General features: G+C 44.5%; 15 protein-coding genes, 3 tRNA genes and 1 pseudogene. 3 read left to right on the top strand and 16 right to left on the bottom strand.

Features of this window, described 5'->3' with window-relative positions; translation table 11 throughout:
* Positions 1-329: 329 nt before the first annotated feature.
* Entirely contained in the window at positions 330-2,489 is a 2,160-nt protein-coding gene (fusA2, locus tag HPS57_RS04280) for an elongation factor G2 (RefSeq protein ID WP_172180474.1), read from the bottom strand.
* Between the two features lie 773 nt (positions 2,490-3,262).
* Here fusA2 and tatC point away from each other — a divergent pair.
* Positions 3,263-3,732 (top strand): annotated as a pseudogene (tatC, locus tag HPS57_RS04285) (twin-arginine translocase subunit TatC).
* 49 nt (positions 3,733-3,781) lie between these two features.
* On the opposite strand, the gene HPS57_RS04290 reads toward tatC, so the two are convergent.
* The 8 genes from HPS57_RS04290 to HPS57_RS04325 all read right to left on the bottom strand — a co-directional run bounded on the left by HPS57_RS04290 (position 3,782) and on the right by HPS57_RS04325 (position 11,492).
* Positions 3,782-5,344, bottom strand: coding sequence for an ATP-binding protein (locus tag HPS57_RS04290; protein ID WP_172180476.1), 1,563 nt, complete (start codon positions 5,342-5,344; stop codon positions 3,782-3,784).
* A gap of 133 nt (positions 5,345-5,477) precedes the next feature.
* Positions 5,478-6,440: a glucosaminidase domain-containing protein gene (locus HPS57_RS04295; RefSeq protein WP_172180478.1), complete on the bottom strand. Its 963-nt coding sequence runs from the start codon at positions 6,438-6,440 to the stop codon at positions 5,478-5,480.
* 66 nt (positions 6,441-6,506) lie between these two features.
* Positions 6,507-6,578 (bottom strand) — tRNA-Glu (locus tag HPS57_RS04300).
* A 38-nt stretch (positions 6,579-6,616) separates the two neighbouring features.
* Positions 6,617-6,688, bottom strand: a tRNA-Glu gene (locus tag HPS57_RS04305).
* A gap of 37 nt (positions 6,689-6,725) precedes the next feature.
* Positions 6,726-6,812: transfer RNA gene (locus HPS57_RS04310), tRNA-Ser, on the bottom strand.
* A 295-nt stretch (positions 6,813-7,107) separates the two neighbouring features.
* Positions 7,108-7,887 carry an antibiotic biosynthesis monooxygenase gene (locus tag HPS57_RS04315; RefSeq protein WP_172180480.1) on the bottom strand — a complete coding sequence of 260 codons (780 nt, stop codon included), beginning with the start codon at positions 7,885-7,887 and terminating at the stop codon, positions 7,108-7,110.
* Between the two features lie 512 nt (positions 7,888-8,399).
* Entirely contained in the window at positions 8,400-10,289 is a 1,890-nt protein-coding gene (locus HPS57_RS04320) for an NAD(+) synthase (RefSeq protein ID WP_172180482.1), read from the bottom strand.
* A gap of 57 nt (positions 10,290-10,346) precedes the next feature.
* The gene (locus HPS57_RS04325; RefSeq protein ID WP_172180484.1) at positions 10,347-11,492 is read right to left on the bottom strand and encodes a DUF2027 domain-containing protein; all 1,146 of its coding nucleotides are present in this window, start codon (positions 11,490-11,492) and stop codon (positions 10,347-10,349) included.
* A 308-nt stretch (positions 11,493-11,800) separates the two neighbouring features.
* Here HPS57_RS04325 and HPS57_RS04330 point away from each other — a divergent pair, with 308 nt between their 5' ends.
* Positions 11,801-12,565, top strand: a complete 765-nt coding sequence (locus tag HPS57_RS04330) for a Fic family protein (RefSeq protein ID WP_172180486.1) — start codon at positions 11,801-11,803, stop codon at positions 12,563-12,565.
* A 137-nt stretch (positions 12,566-12,702) separates the two neighbouring features.
* Here the strand turns inward: HPS57_RS04330 and HPS57_RS04335 are convergent, their stop codons facing one another.
* The 7 genes from HPS57_RS04335 to HPS57_RS04365 form a co-directional block, all read right to left on the bottom strand.
* Entirely contained in the window at positions 12,703-13,941 is a 1,239-nt protein-coding gene (locus HPS57_RS04335; RefSeq protein ID WP_172180679.1) for an S-adenosylmethionine:tRNA ribosyltransferase-isomerase, read from the bottom strand.
* Complete coding sequence (locus HPS57_RS04340; protein ID WP_172180488.1) at positions 13,941-14,606, bottom strand: phosphatase PAP2 family protein; 666 nt, start codon at positions 14,604-14,606, stop codon at positions 13,941-13,943. The genes HPS57_RS04335 and HPS57_RS04340 overlap by 1 nt, the downstream gene beginning before the upstream one ends.
* Before the next feature lie 147 nt (positions 14,607-14,753).
* Positions 14,754-15,374 carry a 16S rRNA (guanine(527)-N(7))-methyltransferase RsmG gene (rsmG, locus tag HPS57_RS04345; RefSeq protein WP_216653372.1) on the bottom strand — a complete coding sequence of 207 codons (621 nt, stop codon included), beginning with the start codon at positions 15,372-15,374 and terminating at the stop codon, positions 14,754-14,756.
* Positions 15,375-15,397: 23 nt separating this feature from the next.
* Positions 15,398-15,667, bottom strand: coding sequence for a type II toxin-antitoxin system YafQ family toxin (locus HPS57_RS04350; RefSeq protein ID WP_172180490.1), 270 nt, complete (start codon positions 15,665-15,667; stop codon positions 15,398-15,400).
* On the bottom strand, positions 15,664-15,882 hold the full coding sequence (locus HPS57_RS04355) for a hypothetical protein (RefSeq protein WP_172180493.1): 219 nt from the start codon (positions 15,880-15,882) through the stop codon (positions 15,664-15,666). The genes HPS57_RS04350 and HPS57_RS04355 overlap by 4 nt, the downstream gene beginning before the upstream one ends.
* 340 nt (positions 15,883-16,222) lie before the next feature.
* The gene (locus HPS57_RS04360) at positions 16,223-17,290 is read right to left on the bottom strand and encodes a competence protein CoiA family protein (protein WP_172180495.1); all 1,068 of its coding nucleotides are present in this window, start codon (positions 17,288-17,290) and stop codon (positions 16,223-16,225) included.
* 39 nt (positions 17,291-17,329) lie between these two features.
* Positions 17,330-17,800: a helix-turn-helix domain-containing protein gene (locus HPS57_RS04365; protein ID WP_172180498.1), complete on the bottom strand. Its 471-nt coding sequence runs from the start codon at positions 17,798-17,800 to the stop codon at positions 17,330-17,332.
* 355 nt (positions 17,801-18,155) lie between these two features.
* Between HPS57_RS04365 and HPS57_RS04370 the strand changes: the two genes are divergently transcribed.
* On the top strand, positions 18,156-18,854 hold the full coding sequence (locus HPS57_RS04370) for a NanQ anomerase/TabA/YiaL family protein (RefSeq protein ID WP_172180500.1): 699 nt from the start codon (positions 18,156-18,158) through the stop codon (positions 18,852-18,854).
* Positions 18,855-19,389 lie beyond the last annotated feature (535 nt).

The raw sequence follows: 19,389 nt of genomic DNA on the forward strand, positions 1-19,389 counted from the left end.
GCTTCCTAACAAGGACAATAAGGAAATCAGATACAAAAGTAATGAATTATTCTTAAATTTGAAAACTTTTTGAATATTTTTTATGTTGTCAAGCAAAATTATCAAGAAAATGACAATTGCTGATTCTGATATGCCACTGACTTTGGTGGATATAAAACAAAAATAACGCATGCCACCTCATGTGCTTATAAACTTTGTATTCACAAACAAACCATAATACATAAAAAGGTGGTCGTGCTGTCTCAGCATGACCACCTCAGTAAAAAAATCACATGATGTTTGAATATATGTCCGGGAACTCCTTACTTTTCCCGAAATACATATATTTTTTAGTCTTCATTTGAAGTCTCTGACTCATGAGCCTTTATAAGTCCCTGTTGCAAATCTGCCGGTACAAGCTCATAGGAAGCGAACTTTGTCGTGAATGATGCACGACCACCTGTGAGAGAACTGAGAGCGATTGAGTAGCTGGAAAGTTCCTTGAGTGGAATCTTCGCCTGCAATTTCTGATAGCCGTTCTCTGTGTCCATGCCCATAATGAGTGCACGGCGTCCTTGAAGATCGGACATGACATCACCCATATAGTCTGCCGGAACATAGACCTCAAGGTCGTAGATAGGTTCAAGAATCTTCGGTCCAGCCTCCTTGAACGCATCAGCAAAGGCATGGCGTGAGGCAAGCATGAACGAAAGTTCGTTGGAGTCTACCGGGTGCATCTTGCCGTCATAGACTACGACACGCACATCACGTGCATAAGAGCCTGTCAGAGGGCCGCGCTCGATGCACTCCATGATGCCTTTCAGGATTGCCGGCATGAAGCGTGCATCGATAGCTCCACCCACAACAGAGTTGAGGAATTGCAGCTTTCCGCCCCAAGGAAGGTCTACCTCTTCGCGTGACTTGATGTTCATGCGGAATTCCTGACCATTGAAACGATATACCGTTGGGTCAGGCATACCTTCTGCGTATGGCTCGACAATGAGGTGAACTTCACCGAACTGTCCTGCTCCTCCGGACTGCTTCTTGTGACGATAGTCAGCGCGTGCAGCCTTGGTGATTGTCTCGCGGTAAGGAATGCGTGCCTCCTCAAACTTCACATTAATCTTCTCATTGTTCTCAAGACGCCACTTCAAGGTGCGGAGATGGAACTCTCCCTGACCATGAACAATAATCTGGCGGAGTTCCTTGCTCTGCTCGACAACCCATGTCGGATCCTCCTGACGCATCTTAAGGAGAGCTGCCATCATCTTCTCTGTGTCGGCAGTGTTCTCCGCAACAATAGCGCGTGAGTACTTTGAGTTAGGAAATTTGATGAAATCAAAGTGGTTCTCGCAGTCCTTTCCGTTTAGGGTGTTCCCGGTTTTTACATCTTTCAGTTTGACTGCACAGCCTATATCTCCGGCTTTGAGTTCATCAACAGCAATTCGCTGAGCACCGGCACATACATATATCTGTCCGATACGTTCCTTTGAGCCACGGTCAACGTTTGTCAATTCGTCACCGGTCTTGATAGAACCTGACATCACCTTGAAGTAAGCAACCTCACCGATATGAGGCTCGATGCCTGTCTTGAAGAAATAAACCGATGTCGGTTTGTCGGAATTGCACTCTATTTCCTCACCGCGAGTGTTATGAACCTTCGGCATCTCATCTACGAAAGGTACGACATTGCCCAAGAACTCCATAAGTCGGCGCACACCCATGTCCTTGCCTGCACATACGCAGAACACTGGGAATATGGAGCGTGTGACAAGCCCCTTGCGTATGCCTTCACGCATTTCGTCCTCGGTAAGTGTTTCTGTCTCAAAGAATTTGTCCATCAATCCCTCATCATTCTCAGCAGCAGCCTCGACAAGAGCCTTGTGCATTTCAAGCGCTTTGTCCATCTCCTCTGCCGGAATATCCTCAATGACAGGTGCTCCGCCCTCAGGCTTCCAAGAGTATTTCTTCATGAGAAGGACATCAATAATGGAGTTGAACTCCGGACCTTCATTCACAGGATACTGCACAGGAACGCACTTGTTGCCGTAAATCTCGCGCAGGCGCTCTACCACATTATTATAATCACACTTCTCGGAGTCAAGCTGATTGACAAGGAATATAACCGGTTTCTTCAGCTTTTCTGTATAGCGAAAATGGTTTTGTGTACCTACTTCCGGGCCATACTGTCCGTTGAGCAGCAGCACACAGGTGTCTGTCACATTAAGTGCCGTTATCGCCGCACCGACAAAATCGTCAGAGCCCGGACAGTCTATGATGTTCAGTTTCTTATTGTTGTACTCAACATGGTAGACAGTCGAGAACACACTGTATCCATAATCTTGCTCTACGGGGAAATAGTCACTCACCGTTGTGCCGAGGCTTACACGACCACGACGCTGAATCAGACCTGCCTCGTAGAGCAGGGATTCAGTGAGGGTTGTCTTACCGGAACCATCGTTGCCAAGCAACGCGATATTCTTAATCTCATTAGATTGATATACTTTCATAGCGATTCGTATATTAGGTTATTAGATTTTGGTATCTTAGTCTTAGATTCAGGGGTAAAATTACGTATTATTTCTGTAAACTCCAAAATATCTCCCAATCTTTTAAAACATATTAAGGATATTATGAAAATTGACCAATATCAAAAGAGTTTCATTACATATATTAATGTACTGAAACCTCACAAACTCTGGAATTGTCAGTGTCCGGCAGGAACAAACAAGTTTGTCAACAAAAACAGGTTATTTGTTGGTATCGGTAAAAACGCAACGATGCTTTAGTGCAAAAGTTTTTCTGCTAAGGAATCCCGCATGAGAATATGCATGAGTTTTCTAATTCCGTCGGTCTTCGAGGAGGTGGTGATACAAGTTATTCAATACAATCAACCGACATGATTTTCCTTATCACCACTAACACATTTAACGAGCCCTCTTAAAGAACAATCTCACCAATACTGACATGCAAGAGCTTTGCCGCTTTTTATGTTTTCTTTACCGAACAACACCAATAATTGAAAATATCCGTGAGAATCCGCGTAATCTGCGTGACCTTCATCTCTCTGCGTGGCTTGCGTTCATTCGCTGTTGAAAAACACCGCACAATTAGAACGAAAGAGCTTCCAAATAAAAAACTTTCAAACTTTTTAGGATTTCTTCAAGAAGACTGCAAAGGGTGTATTGCCAATTATCGGCGCAGTAGTGTTAGCTAGTAATCCTGTTATTGCAAAAGCAGCAGACGAGGCTCCTATGGGGTGTAACGTCGGTTGTCAATGTTCATGCTCCGGTTCGTGGCACCTGCGCTTTACGACAATGAAAGGAGGTATTCCGTACGCATTGTTGTCATTGTTTATCTCATGTTCATTATTGGGGTCTGATGAGCTACTACGTGCTATTCCCTATCTCTTTCAGATTCCTTGGGACATACAGCGTTGCAGAGCGTGTCCACTCTGCAATAACTCTTGACAGTTATGTATCGACTTTCACAACACTGACATTGCTTATGGGAGTTGTGTTTCAATTACCGGTGATAGCCTTCACACTTGCAAAGATGGGAATTGTTTCCTCAGCACTAATGTCAAAATACAGGAAACACGCTTTCATGGCAATAATGGTTGTCGCTGCCGTGATAACACCACCGGACATTATGACACTTGGAGTTGTTGCAATACCGCTATATCTGCTGTACGAAATCAGCATAAAGGTTGTGAAAATAGCAGGAAAACAAGGAACGACAAGCAGCAAATGAGGAACGATTCTTCTGTGGTTCGTTCCTCATTTGCTGCTTGTGAGTATATTTACTCCTCAATAACCCATCTGTCAAGTGTGTGCGTGTCTGTGTCGAAATTTATGCCGACTTTTACTATTGGAAGACCAGACAAGGCGAAACGCTTGTCATACTGCTTCAGATTTATTTGTTCTATGGCTATCTCCGCAGTCTTATCCAATTTAAGTTCGATGACATATAGCTTCGTCTGTGCACGCATTACCATATCAACACGCCCGGTAGCTGTGCGAACCTCTACATCAAGATATGCTCCAAGGAGAGAAAAAATTATGTAGAGAACCTGCTGCCAATGGCCTTCATAGTCGGTATTGTCGCAATAAGGGACGGTGGAGAGGAATGTTTTCAAATGCTCAAGCGCACATTCAAAGTCATCATTATGTATGCACTCATACATTCTTCCTATTGTAACCATGCCCTTCATTTTATACTGGTGCAGATAGGATGGCAGCAAACTTTCCAACAGTCCGGTTCTCACCTCTTTGTTTGGGAAGTCAAGATGATAGATTTCCGTTGTTGGTGAATAGTTTTTTATAGTTATGTACCCACTCTGATACAACAACGGCATAATGCTTGTCATCTTCTCTGTCGGTGCATCGAAGTCCGATGCCATAGCGTCAACACCGCCTATCTCTGACGGACGGACACCGTATTTACGCAACATCTCAATAAGATAGGTTGGTGTGCCGGAGCCGAACCAGTAAGATTTCAAGTTTTCATACAGCATGGCATTAAGTAGGCTGAACGGATTATAGATGTCCGGAGAGTTTGGAGTAAAATGATAACCGTCGTAATTATCCTTCAGTTTCTGCATCAACTGCTCGTAAGCCAGCCCCATGTTCGATGCCATATTCTCCACTTCGGTACGCATCTGTGTCTGTAGTTCATCACTGTTTATGCCACATATGGACGCATATTGTGGCAACATACTTATGTTACTGATATTGTTCAGCTCACTGAATATGCTCAACTGAGAGAATTTTGTGATACCGGTAAGGAAGACAAAGCGAAGATATGGGTCACAGGCTTTCAGTGGACTGTAGAAGTTGCGCATAATGTTGCGCAACTTTGGCAGATTATCTTCCTCATGCATAACATCAAGCAAAGGCGCGTCATACTCGTCAATAAGCAAAACAACCTGCTTGCCGGTCATTTCATAAACACGCCTAACCAATATATCCAACCTATTGCCACTACCTATTACACCATTCTCACAATGATAAATGCGTTCATATTCACCAACCTGCAATCCAAGATAATACTCCAACTGCTCATCATCAAGATGCTTGTTGCGACTCATATCAAAATGCAGGACAGGATATTCATTCCATTCTGTCTCCAAATCGGCAATGGCAAGACCCTCAAACAAGTCCCTGCGCCCCTCAAAATAGCTCTTCAGGGTACTGACAAGAAGAGACTTTCCAAAGCGACGCGGACGGCTGAGAAAATTATACTTTGCAGGACTTTGAACAAGATTGTATATCAGTCCAGTCTTGTCAACATACAACAAGTTTCGTTCACGCAGTTCGGAAAATGTCTGAAGCCCAACGGGCGGTTTTCTGAGTGATGCTTTCATATCTGTACTCTTATTTTGCTGCTAAGTTACACATTTTTCCACAAACAGGCAAAAAAATCACCATATTATATCTCACATTCAAAAAAAATATGCGGTTATTCCGCCGGCACAAACGCCAGGGAAAGCAACAAAATCAGTAAACCCTGATTCTGTCTCCCACACGAATCGTATTAGCCGGTGTCATATGATTCTTCTTATAAAGCGATTTCAGGCGCACTCCATACTTCTGCGCAATGTCATACATCGACTCGCCTGCACGCACCACATGAGGGCACTTCTTGTACCTCTTATCAGCCTTTGTACGCTTCTTCTCAAAATAAATAATGTCACCAGGCCTTAGGACATCACGGCGGTCACGCTCGTTATAACGTGCAAGTTTGCGGTAAGAGATGTCAAACTCCTTGGCTATACTCTTGAATGTGTCACCCTGCCGTGCTATAACATAGTAGTTGCGGTTATTCATTTTCACTTCATGCCCTCTCCTTACAGCAGATGCCCCCCTCGAAGAAGTTCCACTTGAAGCTGACTTTCGTGACACTGCCGAAGAGCTGCCACCTCTGACATTCGCCGGATTATACGACTTAGCCCTGTCCAAAGGAGACAGATTGTAACATTCGATAATGTCTATGAGCAACTGGGCATACTTAGGATTTGTGGCATATCCACAGGATTTCAGGCCGCGTGCCCATCCTTTGTAGTCTGTACGTGAGAGAGAGAACAGACGGCTGTAACGGCTACGGCAGAGAAACTTAGAATGATCCTCATAGCTATCATAGACAGACTTGTACACACGGAAGCACTCGCCCGTCTCGTCATCGTCATGATACGTCTTTGCCCCAGTCCAGTCATGGCACTTGATTCCGAAATGATTATTGCTCCTGCGTGCCAGTTCACTCTCGCCCGCACCACTCTCAAGAAGTCCCTGGGCAAGGGTGATACTTGCAGGAATACCATGCTGCAACATCTCGCAGATGGCCAAATCCTTATATCTGTCTATATAGCTTTGATAGCGTTGGTTCCATTTCACAGGAGGCAACGCTGACAAGATGCATGGAATAAAGGCAAGAATTACAATGAGGTATGCTTTACGAATCATGATATACAATTAAAAGATAAAAAATAAGGCGGTGCAAAAAAATGCATCGCCCTGCTTCTTCTTTTGTAGTGGATAGGGGATTCGAACCCCTATGGCAAGATTGAGAATCTTGAATCCTAACCCTTAGATGAATCCACCGAGTTATCGTTTTTCACTTTCCTTCAGCCCTTCTTTTGTAGTGGATAGGGGATTCGAACCCCTATGGCAAGATTGAGAATCTTGAATCCTAACCCTTAGATGAATCCACCGAGTAACATGTAAACCGTCAGCCTCTGCCGGCAGTTGCGGAAGGTACTGGATTCGAACCAGTGGTACGGAGTCCCGTACGTCAGTTTAGCAAACTGGTGGTTTAAGCCACTCACCCAACCTTCCAAACCGTTGTTACCTTTATGGGCGCTCCGAAAAGCGACTTCCTAAAAAGCGTGTGCAAAGGTACGGAAAAAATCTGAGACTGTAAAATATTCACGCATATTTCGCACTCCTATTAAAGTTTTTTAAGGATTATCAGTATAAAGACATTGTATTTTGTCTGATATTTGTCGTTTTCCTTTATTTCGCACCGAAGGGTTCTATATCCCATGAATACTGCTCGTTTGTGAGGTAGCCACATACATATATTGTAGCAAGCTAAGGTCAGAATTGCCTAATTGAGAATATTCCATATCGGTTACATTTTACGGAATATCGCCGGCATTGCCGAAGGGTTCATCGGGAACATATCCACGAGGTCAAGATGCTTGACCATATGAAGCGTGCCTTGCTTGTAAGTCTGAAACCACGGTGTTGAAATATGATGGCGGTAGGCTTCCATGTCTTGATAAATTTCAAGTATGCGCACTTTGCTTCCGTCTCGTTTCTGCACCATAGGATAGATGCACACCACACCCGGTTCATTGGCTACGGAGCTGGCTCCGACTGTCAGGGCTGCTTTCATATATTCGTCAAGATATTCAGGATGAACATCTATCTCGGATATACGCACGAGCATTGAGTCCAAGCCCATATTCGGATTTCCGGATTGAAGCATATCGGTTTCATCGACCTTCCCGTACCATTCGACATGCGACTTGTCGCTTATCTCGGATATAGTCAGCACCGTGCATCCGCTCCGGTTTGATGCTCCGTTCCAATGTTTCACATTCGCTTTGGATATGACAAAATCGCCTTTACGGAGAAGTTGCAGAGGTTTTCCTTCCTCCTGATACACACCTTCTCCGTCAACTACGAACATCGTCTGTATGGCATCGGGATGTATATGCCAATCATTATGCGCACCTTGAGGATACTCTATTCTGTACGTGGATGTTTTGGCAGATTTGTGCATTTCAAGCATGGACAATGTGTCGGTGTAATGCTCGTTCTTGACTTTTACCCATTCGCCACTGTTCTGTGCGCTCACGGCATAAGAGAAAAACAAGGCTGATAGTATCAACAATTTACTTTTCATTTTCTTGGAGATGAAATATTTTCACTGCGTTCTCTATAAAGAACAAGGACTTGTATTGCGGCAACTTGCGGTTGTTTTTAGCCAAAGGGACAAGACACGGTTTCATTTTTTATTCATCCGTTTTAATTGATTATTTTAGTAAATGAATTTAGCAATCATTTCTGTTACGGATGCAAAATTAGGAAAAAATATCATTCTGAGTTGTATCTGAATTTCGGTTTGTTGTACCAATATTACGGATTCTTATTGTTGTTACACCGACTTTCCACATTATCGACAAACTTTCCAAAAAAAAACAAAACGCTAAAACATCAAAAAACATGGATTTATGACTTTACAACTTATCCATAACCGGCATAAAAACGAAAGGTAACCTTTTGCATGATGAAGTGTAACACTTTATACAGCGAAAGGTAACCTTTCACCATGCAAAAGGTTACCTTTCGTTTGTCACTATGTGGCACAAGTCCACAAATTATGCTATCTCGCTAAAAATCAATCGTTTTGAAACGCTACTCCAATATCCAGAGAGCGTTGGATGCATCGGAAGGCATGCGCCAGTCGCCACGTGGGGACAATGACACCGCACCTACCTTCGGACCGTCAGGGAGACAGGAACGCTTGAACTGTTGTTGGAAGAAACGGCGCATGAATGTGCGCAGCCAGTGCTTGATCACATCATCGTCATACACGCCGGCGAATGCTTTCTGTGCCAGAAGCATCAGCTTTTCAGGCGAGAATCCGAAGCGCAGGAAATGGTAAAGGAAGAAGTCGTGCAATTCGTACGGCCCGACAAGGTCTTCCGTCTTCTGCTTGATGTTTCCGTTCTCGTCCGCCGGAATAAGCTCCGGAGAGATAGGTGTGTCGATGATGTCCATAAGGGTTGCCTTGGTAGACTTGTCCACCTCGTAGTCAGCGACATACTGCACAAGGTAGCGTATGAGGGTCTTGGGCACAGAGACATTGACACCGTACATGGACATGTGGTCACCGTTGTATGTCGCCCAACCAAGAGCGAGTTCCGAAAGGTCACCTGTGCCTATGACAATGCCGTTCACCTGATTGGCAATGTCCATGAGAAGCATTGTGCGGTAGCGTGCCTGTGAGTTCTCGTAGGTGACATCGTGATTGTCGATGTCATGCCCGATGTCTGTGAAATGCTGCTTTACGGCATCCACAATACTTATCTCGCGCTGTGTAATTCCAAGGTTTGTCATCAGCGATACGGCATTGTCATGCGTACGGTCGGTAGTGCCGAATCCCGGCATTGTTATGCCGTGGATGCCTTTGCGGTCATAACCGAGTTTATCAAATGTGCGCACACAGACGAGGAGGGCAAGCGTGGAATCCAGTCCGCCGCTTATGCCGACAACCACATCCTTGCACCGGATGTGCGTCAGTCGCTTGGCAAGTCCCATCACCTGTATGTTGAAAATCTCCTCGCAGGATGCTTTCATGTCCTCCGACTTCGGGATAAACGGATGCGGCTCGTATGGGCGTGTAAGCTCAAACTTACGCTTCAGCGCGTTGTAAGCGTCATCGTCAGGTTCAAGAGAGACAATCTCCGCATGCTGCATCTGTGTGGCTTGGGCACGCCCGAAGGTGGTGTTTGTGCGGCGTTCGGTGCGCAGGCGCTGCACATCAACCTGCCCGATGACAAGCTGAGGGTCAAGGGAGAAACGCTCGGAATGCGCGAGTTGCACACCATTTTCATAGATTATGGCATTTCCGCCATAGACAACATCCTGTGTAGACTCCCCGAATCCCGCAGAACTGTAAACGTATCCGCACATCGTGCGCGCACTCTGTTGTGAGAGGAGCGACAGCAGATATTTGTGCTTTCCTATCAGTTCGTCGGAAGCGGAAAGGTTAAGGATTATGTCAGCGCCTGCCGTTGCAAGGCGGCTTGACGGCGGAAGGGCAGCCCAAAGGTCTTCGCAAATCTCCACTCCGAAGGTCACTCCTGACGGAAGACGGAAGAGAAGGGGCTCGGCGGAGACAGCCTCAACGGAGAACCAGCGCTTCTCGTAGAACTCATTGTAGTTCGGAAGGTATGTCTTGTGGACATAATGGCGCTCGCCGTTGCAGATGACCGCGGCGGAATTCATCAGTCTGTCGTCCTGACGATGAGGAGCACCGACGACAAAGGTTATCGCCCTGCCTATGCTGAAATCGCAGAGAATGTTCAGTGCTTCGTCGGAAGCGTCAAGCAGATGCTCACTGCGGAACAGATCCTGGCAAGTGTAGCCTGTGACGGAAAGCTCCGGGAACACAAGGAGCTCCACCCCACTCTGCTCTGCCTTCTCTACAAGTCGTTCTATCTCCTCTATATTATATGCCACATCGGCAACGCGCACTGACGGTATCGCAGCTGCCACTGTTATGAATCCGTGGTTTGTCATGTTGTTCTTATTGCTTGGGGATGTTTCTTCCCTGTTTATACTAATGTTATGCGGACATTACTTTATTGTCACCTGTGTCGCGCCATATCCGTACTCTTGGAATGACGCATCCTGCCATGTACAAGGGCGGTAGCGGTAGTTGAGCTCATGGATTATGGCATGGCGGAGCACTCCCTCGCCCTTTCCATGAATGAAGATTATCTTCTTTCCCTTCTCGTGACGGTGGTTTTTCATCACCTCGCGGAACTTGTCAAGCTGATAGTTGAGAATGTCAGACGACGACATTCCTCCCGTGCTGTCAAGGAGTTTTTCTGCGTGAAGGTCAATGACCTCAGCCTCCTGCAAGCCATGGCGTGAAGGAGTTGTGTTCATTTTGGTGAGTTTCTCAAGCTCGTCCGGCTTGGCATACATTTCCTCTTTCAGTCCGTCCGGGTCAAGATTGATAGAGCGTGTGACCTTGTCATTCTCGACAATGGTGTAGAGCAGTGCCGGCTCTTCAAAGAAATCGTTCGGCTTGAATGTATGGAGCTTGTAGAATTTCACCGGGTCTATGCGCATCTGCACACTAAGAGGGTTCTTCAATGCGAAAGGCTTGTCCTCCTTGAATGCCACCATCTGTATGCACACACGGCTCAATGCGTTCACCTCACGCTGTGAGAATTCCTCGATGAATTCCTTGGTGTTCGGTTCAAGCACGCCTTGTTTGCGGAGGTGCCAGTTGCTGTTCTCCGCAGAAAGGTATGTGTATTGCAGATAATAGTTGGAGTCATTGACAAGATAAGCGTCAAACTGCGTGTCGGTGACTTTCTTTATATCCTCCGGGACAAATGCGAGATAGGCGCTGAGAAGGTTGCCGCCCTTGCGCTCTTCGACAGGAGCCTTGAACGTGATGTCCTTCATTGAAGGGTCGTCGTCATTGGCATCACGCGTCATGTCGACATCCTCGTCAAGCCCTTCATTAAGCATCGCCTTCATGCTTCGTCCGTCAGACTGTATCTGCCGGCGGCGTTCCATGCTCTGCATAGCCTTCACCATGTTGCTCGTTGAGTAGCTGTCGGCGGAAGATTCCACAACAACTTCGTTTATCGGGGTGGGAATCTGGAAGCCGTCCGCATCCTCTACATATACTATATTTCCTTTTATTGCAGCGACTTTTCCGCCACCTTTGTCAAAAAGGAAACTCACTTTATCTCCTATTTTCATACTTTATTCGGTATAACTTGTTTATCATCAATGTTTTATCCCACACAAAGAACATTGCGAATGGCAACACCACCTTTTTAGAACTCTTTTTGTGGGCTTTATTATGCAAAGATAGCAATAAGTCCAACAACAACCAAATGTTTTCAAAGGAGATTATACTTTTTATTAATTTTTCCTTGCTTACGTGTCTTTTTTTGATATTTTTGACTATCTTTGCAGAAGATAAGCTACACCTCAGCAATAAAGAGCAAGCTCTATTGCATTCGGTTTGCATTATCTTTGCAGAAGATAAAACGAGAAAGATAGCCATGAACGAGAAACTTAAACAATTGCTTTGCGAATGCGATATGCTTAGAAAACGCTTGTCAGAGCTTCGCCCATTACCTGTGGAAGCTCTGCAAAAGATTGAGGATGCATTTGCAATAGAATACACATACGAGAGCAATCGCATTGAGGGGAACACCTTGACATTGCAGGAAACGGACCTGGTCGTGAACGAAGGTGTGACCATTGCCGGCAAATCCATGCGTGAACATCTTGAAGCTATCAACCATGCCGAGGCGATCAGCTATATAAAGGATTTCGCAAAAGACGACATTGAAATATCGGAAAGCACAATCAAAGACATACACGCCATTATCCTGCATAGCATAGACAGGAGCAATGCCGGGCGGTACAGGAATGTGCCGGTCATGATTTCGGGCAGCAGACACGTGCCACCGCAGCCATATATGATAGAGCCACAAATGGAGCAATTCATGGCAAGGTTTGCGGAAATGGAGAAGCAGAAGGCACATCCTGTAATCATTGCAGCTTATCTGCACGATGAACTTGTACGCATCCACCCTTTCATTGACGGCAACGGACGGACATCAAGGCTTCTGATGAACTTGTACTTGTTGCGCTCCGGTTATACATTGATAACGCTCAAAGGCAGCAACGAGGAGAAAATAAACTATTACAAGGCATTGGAAGCATCACATACAGAGAACAATCCGACCGATTTCCAACATTTGGTTGTGTCGGCGGAAATAGCATCACTGCAACGATATTTATCCATTCTCGGAGGATAAAATGCTGATAGCGTGGCTTGCAGACCGGCATTCTCACAAGCAATGGCAATACATGCGACTTGTTTTTCTCACAAACAACCAAGCCCCTGTCTCCTTTTTGCGGAAACTGGGGCTTGGTTGTTTCTTTTTGTTTGTTATCATTCTCCGTCAGGAATGAGCAGGGACGAATCGCCATAGCTCAGGAAACGGAAATCATTCGCCAACGCATAGTCGTAGATTCTGTGCCAGTCGTCACCAACAAGGGCGGAGACAAGCAGCAGAAGTGTTGACTGCGGCTGGTGGAAGTTTGTCACAAGATGTGACACAATGTGGTATTTGTAGCCCGGAGCGATAATGATTTGCGTGGAAGCATTCAACACTTCCAAACCGTTCATAACAAGATAATCGCGGATGGCTGACAGCGATTCCGTTGCGCTTATTGGGGAATACTCCTCCGCACTCTCATAGGGCTCCCACTGTCTGACGTGCAAATCTGTGTCTGTCACGTTCTCCGGATGGCGCAATATGTGGCAACCTATATAATAAAGGCTCTCCAAAGTGCGCACGGAAGTAGTGCCTACGGCTATCGCACGGCAGCCATGGGCAAGCAACCGCTCTATGGTATGCAGGCGAACAGAAACATATTCGGTGTGCATGTCATGGCCACTGACAAGTTCCGACTTAACAGGACGGAACGTTCCTGCACCGACATGAAGGGTGAGCTCCTCACGCTCTATGCCGTGGCTGTCTATGTCAGAAAGCACTCTTTCCGTGAAATGAAGCCCTGCCGTTGGAGCGGCGACGCTGCCTTTTATCTTGGAATAGACCGTCTGATATGTCGTCAGGTCACTCTCCTGAGTGTCACGGTTAAGGTAAGGCGGTATCGGCAGCTCGCCGGCAGCGTCTATAACGTCGGCAAAACTTGCATTGCCTGTCCAGCGAAGGCGCACAATCTGGCTTGTGCCCTGTGTGCCAAGATGCTCCGCAGAAAGTGTAGTTTCCTCGCCTTTCACAAGGAATGTGCGGTGCAATGCACCCTCTTTCCATTTCTTAAGGTTACCTATCAGGCACAGCCATTCGCACTCTCCGCAAGTTTGGAACATCCGTTCATAGTCGGCAGGAGCATGGGGCTCAAGCAGAAACACCTCAATCAGCGCACCTGTCTCCTTGCGGAAATGCAGGCGGGCACGTATGACACGAGTGTTGTTGAACACAATCAGCGCACCTTCCGGCAACAATTCAGGAAGATTAACGAACTGCCTGTGGCTTATGTCCCCCTTGTCATACACCAGCAGTTTGCTATGGTCACGTTGTTCAAGCGGGAATTTCGCTATCCTTCCGTCAGGAAGAGGATAGTCATAATCTGATATTCTTATGTTTTTAGGATTGTTTGTCATCATGCGATAATAAGTGCTCTGAAAATACCCACAAGCACTGTCAACAGGAAAATATTGGCAATGAGGTTCATGTCAGCAAGCGCATAGCCCGTCCTTGTGTATTGCGAGGAGATGAAATGCAGCTTGTCCGTAACCTTGAAATAGAAATATCTGTATCCGAAATACACACCCGTGCCGACAACAGCTCCCCACAGCAGCCCGACAATGATGTCCGACGGATAGTGCATGCCAAGATACATCCTCGTCCAGCAGTTTGCCAGCGACCATACGACCAACGCTGTTGTCAGCCGCCAGTTTCTCATAAGGAGCGAGAAGAAGACACAGATTGACATGGTGTTCGCCGCATGTGCCGAGAAGAAACTATAGTTTTTGTCCGCCACTCCGGGGACAATGTCAAGCAGAGGGCGTATGTCCGGGTCGTTGAGAGGACGCGGACGCATCACCATCGGCTTTATTATACCGTCAGCCATGCCGTCGGCAAAGAGCACACACGCTCCTGCTGCAAGCACGACAAAGAGTATCTGCGTCATCGTCTCATTGTTCTTCACTGTCACAAAGAACAATGTAATATACAGCGGAATCCATGTCAAGCCTGACGTGAGGAACAGTGCCAGCTCATCAAAGAACAGCGAATGTTCTCCCGACAGCAATGGCATCCACCACATATCTATTTGTGTTACAGTTGAAAAGTCCAAAGCTTGGTATATTCAATTATATCGTTAAAAATCATTCATGGCAGCTTTCACGCACACAACAGAAGACTTTCCGCCTTATGTGTCGCGGCAACTGCCGGAAAAGCAACGCCCATTCTGTCACAAAGGAAGATAGACAAGATATTTTTCCTCGAACCACTCTTCCTTGAAATACGCCGTCAGCTCCGTCTTCTCCGCTATGCGGATAAACGGATGAATCTCAGCATCAAGATTGCCGCCCTTCAGGACAATCACCCCGTTAGGCATTGAGTTCTTCTGCTCTTTGGCAATGTTCTTGCGCACAATCTTCACCAAATCAGGCAAAGGCATCACGGCACGTGAGACAATGAAGTCGTATTTGCCCTTCTCTTCCTCACCCCTGATATGGCAGGCGTCAACATTCTCCAGCCCTATCGCATCGGCAACCTCCTGCGCTACACGCACTTTCTTGCCAGTACCGTCAATCAGGCGGAACTGCACCTCCGGGAACATTATCGCCAAAGGCACTCCTGGGAATCCTCCACCGCAACCGAAATCCAGCACTTTGGTGCCGGGGCGGAAGCGCAAAGCCTTCGCAATAGCCAGAGAATGAAGCACATGGTGCTCATAAAGGTTATCGATATCCTTGCGTGAGATGACATTTATCTTTGCGTTCCAGTCATGATAGAGGGCGTCCAGCTGTGCAAACTGCTCCTTCTGCTTGTCCGTCAATTCAGGGAAATATCTTAGTATCTGTTCCATAATTTAATCTTATTTTCTACATATCACTTACCGAACAATTCAGAGTGGCTTCCCACTCTCAACACCTTGATGTGGTCATCCTCAATCCATATCAGCAAAAAATCGCCCTGTATATGACATTCCAAACATCCTTGGTATTCACCTTTCAATTGGTGGACATGATAGCATTCATCCAATGCTACATCATTTGCTAACTTATATAGCACATCAGACAGCATCTTAACTTTTTTAGGTGTATGCTGCAATTTCTTCAAGTCCTTCTTTGCTTTCTTAGTAAAAACTATCAGCTTCATAGTGCCATGATACTATTCATTAGGGATTCCTTAGAGGAAGCGTCAAGTGTTCCTGCAAATTCCCCACGTCTCGCTTCCTCAATAGCCTGGCGAGTTTCCGCATTAGGCATATCCTCATCGTCATTAATAATGGTGATGCCGTTCATGCCGGATATTATCTTTAGCAATCTTGACAATATGTTCGGGTTGTCAGCTTTTATCGTGATAGTGTTCATATCATTTTATTTTGTTGGTTTGACAATGATAGTGAAATATTTATGCAAAAGTACATCTTTTATTTTTAATATCCAAATAAAACAGCGGTTCAAGAACATTTTTTAGGACAATCTATGTCTGTTTTTATTGCGCATAACAACCATATTATCTTAATTTCCGCAACAATGCTGCGGAATTCCAACCACTTATTAGATAGCAACCATCCAATATTGTCTACACTGTGGACGATATTGGAATAGGCTAACCATTGGCTATCCTATTCCATTTTTTAGACAAAAATATTGTTCTTTTTCAAGAATAATACCACAATACATTACATTTTCATAGTGATAATGCACATTAACTTTCCAAAATGGTGCACTCACAGTTATCTTCCCCATTCATATATTCATCCATTTCTTCCTTATTAAGCCAAAAACACTTACAATCTTTCGCTCTTGAAGTGTCCAATTTTTCATATCGTGGAATCTGTAGATACTTATACAGTTTGCATATATGCCCACTATCATCGTAACTTTCCACATAATTCTCACACAATATACAGTTTTTTATACCATGTTTTTGATATCCAATATATTTGGAATAATCATATATGCCAAAGGATACTGGAGTATGGAAACAAATATCCAATAAAGAATTATTTGTCTTACGTAATTCTTTACAATTACAACTATCTTGATAACATCTGGATTTTCCAGACCGAAACAAAGAATAACGAACGAATTCTATTTCCGAACACACATTCTCATTGTTATCATCACCCGTCTTAAACCCATAGAACCCAACTTTGCAAATAGATCGCGAAAATCCATTTTCTACAATACAATCTATATCTGCTTCTGTCTCAAGTTTAATTTCTATAATTTTATTACCGCTATGTAGCTTTTGTTCGTCACTTGCATGAGTAACCCAAAACTCCAAATAAATTGGCATTCTTTCAGGATTTGTTGATGAAAAAATCTTCAAATCGGAACGACGATTAATATTGTCGTATGCTATTTCTTGTTCACAACTATCGTAATACTCCTTTATATCAAACTTTTTATCCTCACATGTACAACAATCACCATATTTCAAGAACTTACACTCGTCAATAAATTTGCAATATGATGTATAAGCAAAAGACATGTAGAATTCTTCATTTTGCAAAAAAGCCTCACGGATCTTTTCTTTTGCAAGAAGATGAAGCATCGATTCATAAGCATGTTCGCATTCTGTTTCTGACTGATGAGCAAAATGATGTCTCCTTTTTTCTCCTTTCTTTGCCATCAAAGGTTCTTTACACGCAGGGCAGAAGCATCCACATTTGTTTCCATTAGGCACATCATCTACATAAACTAATTTTCCATCAGCATCTATTGCATGAGTCAACAGTCTCGTTTTGTAAGCATTTTCAGTCTTTTCCATAACACATCGATATTAATAAATGATTTAGTTTTTTCATAATTACATATCATTAAGTTTAACGAATTCGATTTTATAACCCATCGCATTAGCAATTCGCGAAAGGATATCAATACCCACAGATTGCTTTCCTTGTTCAATACGGCATAGGTTTGCAGCATCTATTCCTGTAAGGGAAGCCAACGCTTTTGCCTCCAAATGATTTTCTTCCCGTATTTCCCTTATGCGGTTTCCTATCCTTATTCGCTCTTCATCCTTGGAAGTACCAACGCCCAAAGGCATCTCTAATGAATTTCTAACAAAGCACAAAGAGAAAATAGAGAGCAAATCATCCTGAGGAGACAAGTCCGGTTTCTTTGACAAAAGTTCATTTATTGCATGGAGATAGTAATTTTGCGCCTGCAAAGGAAAATTACTATTGAACAATAATATTGTAACTTCCCCAGTTGAATGGTGCAGCCTTATCTCAGATTGGAAATTCCTTTTAGCCTCAAATTCAATAGTTTCAATCATAGCTTACAATTTTTCTGCAAAGATAATACAATTCACTCTAATTGGCAAATAAAACAATTACAAAATTGTCATATATGCCAATTTTTATACCAATCACATCATTAAATAAAACAAACAGTAGCCACTATGTGCAAATTCCACTGCATTTTTCATAATTCATTCCACAAACACAAATTAGACTAAAAACAAGATTTTGTCCACAATGTAGGCGAAATTCAAATAAGGCAGCCATTGACTGACCTTTTTTCAACTGTCCTATTTGTCATTATTTCCCACATTTTGTTTGTACAAACGGAAAAAATAAGTAATTTTGCAGGCAGAAGAAAAACAAAGAAAGATAAAACATTAAAGGACAATGAAAAAGACAATACTATCGTTGCTCGCGCTCGCCACCATGACGGCTGCCAATGCACAGGAAATCTACACGGCACAATTCACTGATTCCGCCCTTGTCCGCAAGGCGCAGGCGTGGGTCAAATCGGGAGAGTGGAAGAACGGATTCACAAAGGCAGAGCCTGACAACAGCGTGAATCTCACGGACTTCTACATCCAGTGCAACCGCGAACCGGAGACTTGGAAGGCTCTCTTCGCATGGCTCGAAAAGACGGATTTGCTCGCCATCCCTGCCGGAAAGCACCTCATCCCCGGCACTGACCTCATCGTCAGCGTGGAGGACAGCCAAAACGACGACCTCAAAAAGCGGAAGACGGAGAGCCACCGGTACAACTGCGACTTCATGTTTGTCGTGAAAGGCACTGAGGGTTTCCGTCTCCTCGACCACAAAAGTTCCACCCAAAGCACTAAGTATCAGTATGATGTCGTGCGTTACGACTACGACCCTGCCAAGGCAAAGACCGTCGAGTCCACACCGGGACGCTTCCTCATCATGTTCCCCGAGGACTGGCACATTGCCAAAGTAAAGACATCAAAGCCTGACCAGAACATCCGTGTCATAGTGGTGAAAATGCCGTACCGTTACAGAGACAGTCGGGAACGCACAGGAAACAGGCAGGAATGCACAGGACAATGTTGCATGAAGAAAAGGCAAAAATAAGAAAACTCAAGGCGTTTTTGCCCTCCGAGAATCGCGTAAAAACAAACGAGAAATGGCAAACTGCAAAATTGTGCGTATTTTTGAAATTTCACTATCCCTTTGAATATCAAAGCGATAATTACTACCCACACTGCCTGCAGCCATAAAAAGTCTTGTAATTCGATACCTTTTTCACACTAAAAGGCACTGAATTGCAGGACTTTTCGTATTGATTCATGATACAAAAGGCTACCAATCGCATCATAAAGTGATACCATTGACATTGCGAATGGTATCACTTCACGTTATCAACCACTATTTTCCGTCAAAAAGAACACTACTTTTCCCATTATGATAAACAGAGGATTAGAAAACTCACGCTTTTCTTACGAGCTTTGCAGCAAAGCTGTTTTGTAAGCAAAACGACTTATGCTTTCCAGTCAGACAAGATTCCAAAAGAATTATTTTTGTTATAATTCCATAATAAACGCGTGCGTGTGGTCATATTATAAAATAAATTCCGTAACTTTGCATACTATAATGTATATTGTTTTTT

This window comes from Palleniella intestinalis, assembly GCF_013166595.1.
In the GTDB taxonomy this organism is placed as follows: Bacteria; Bacteroidota; Bacteroidia; order Bacteroidales; family Bacteroidaceae; genus Prevotella; species Prevotella intestinalis.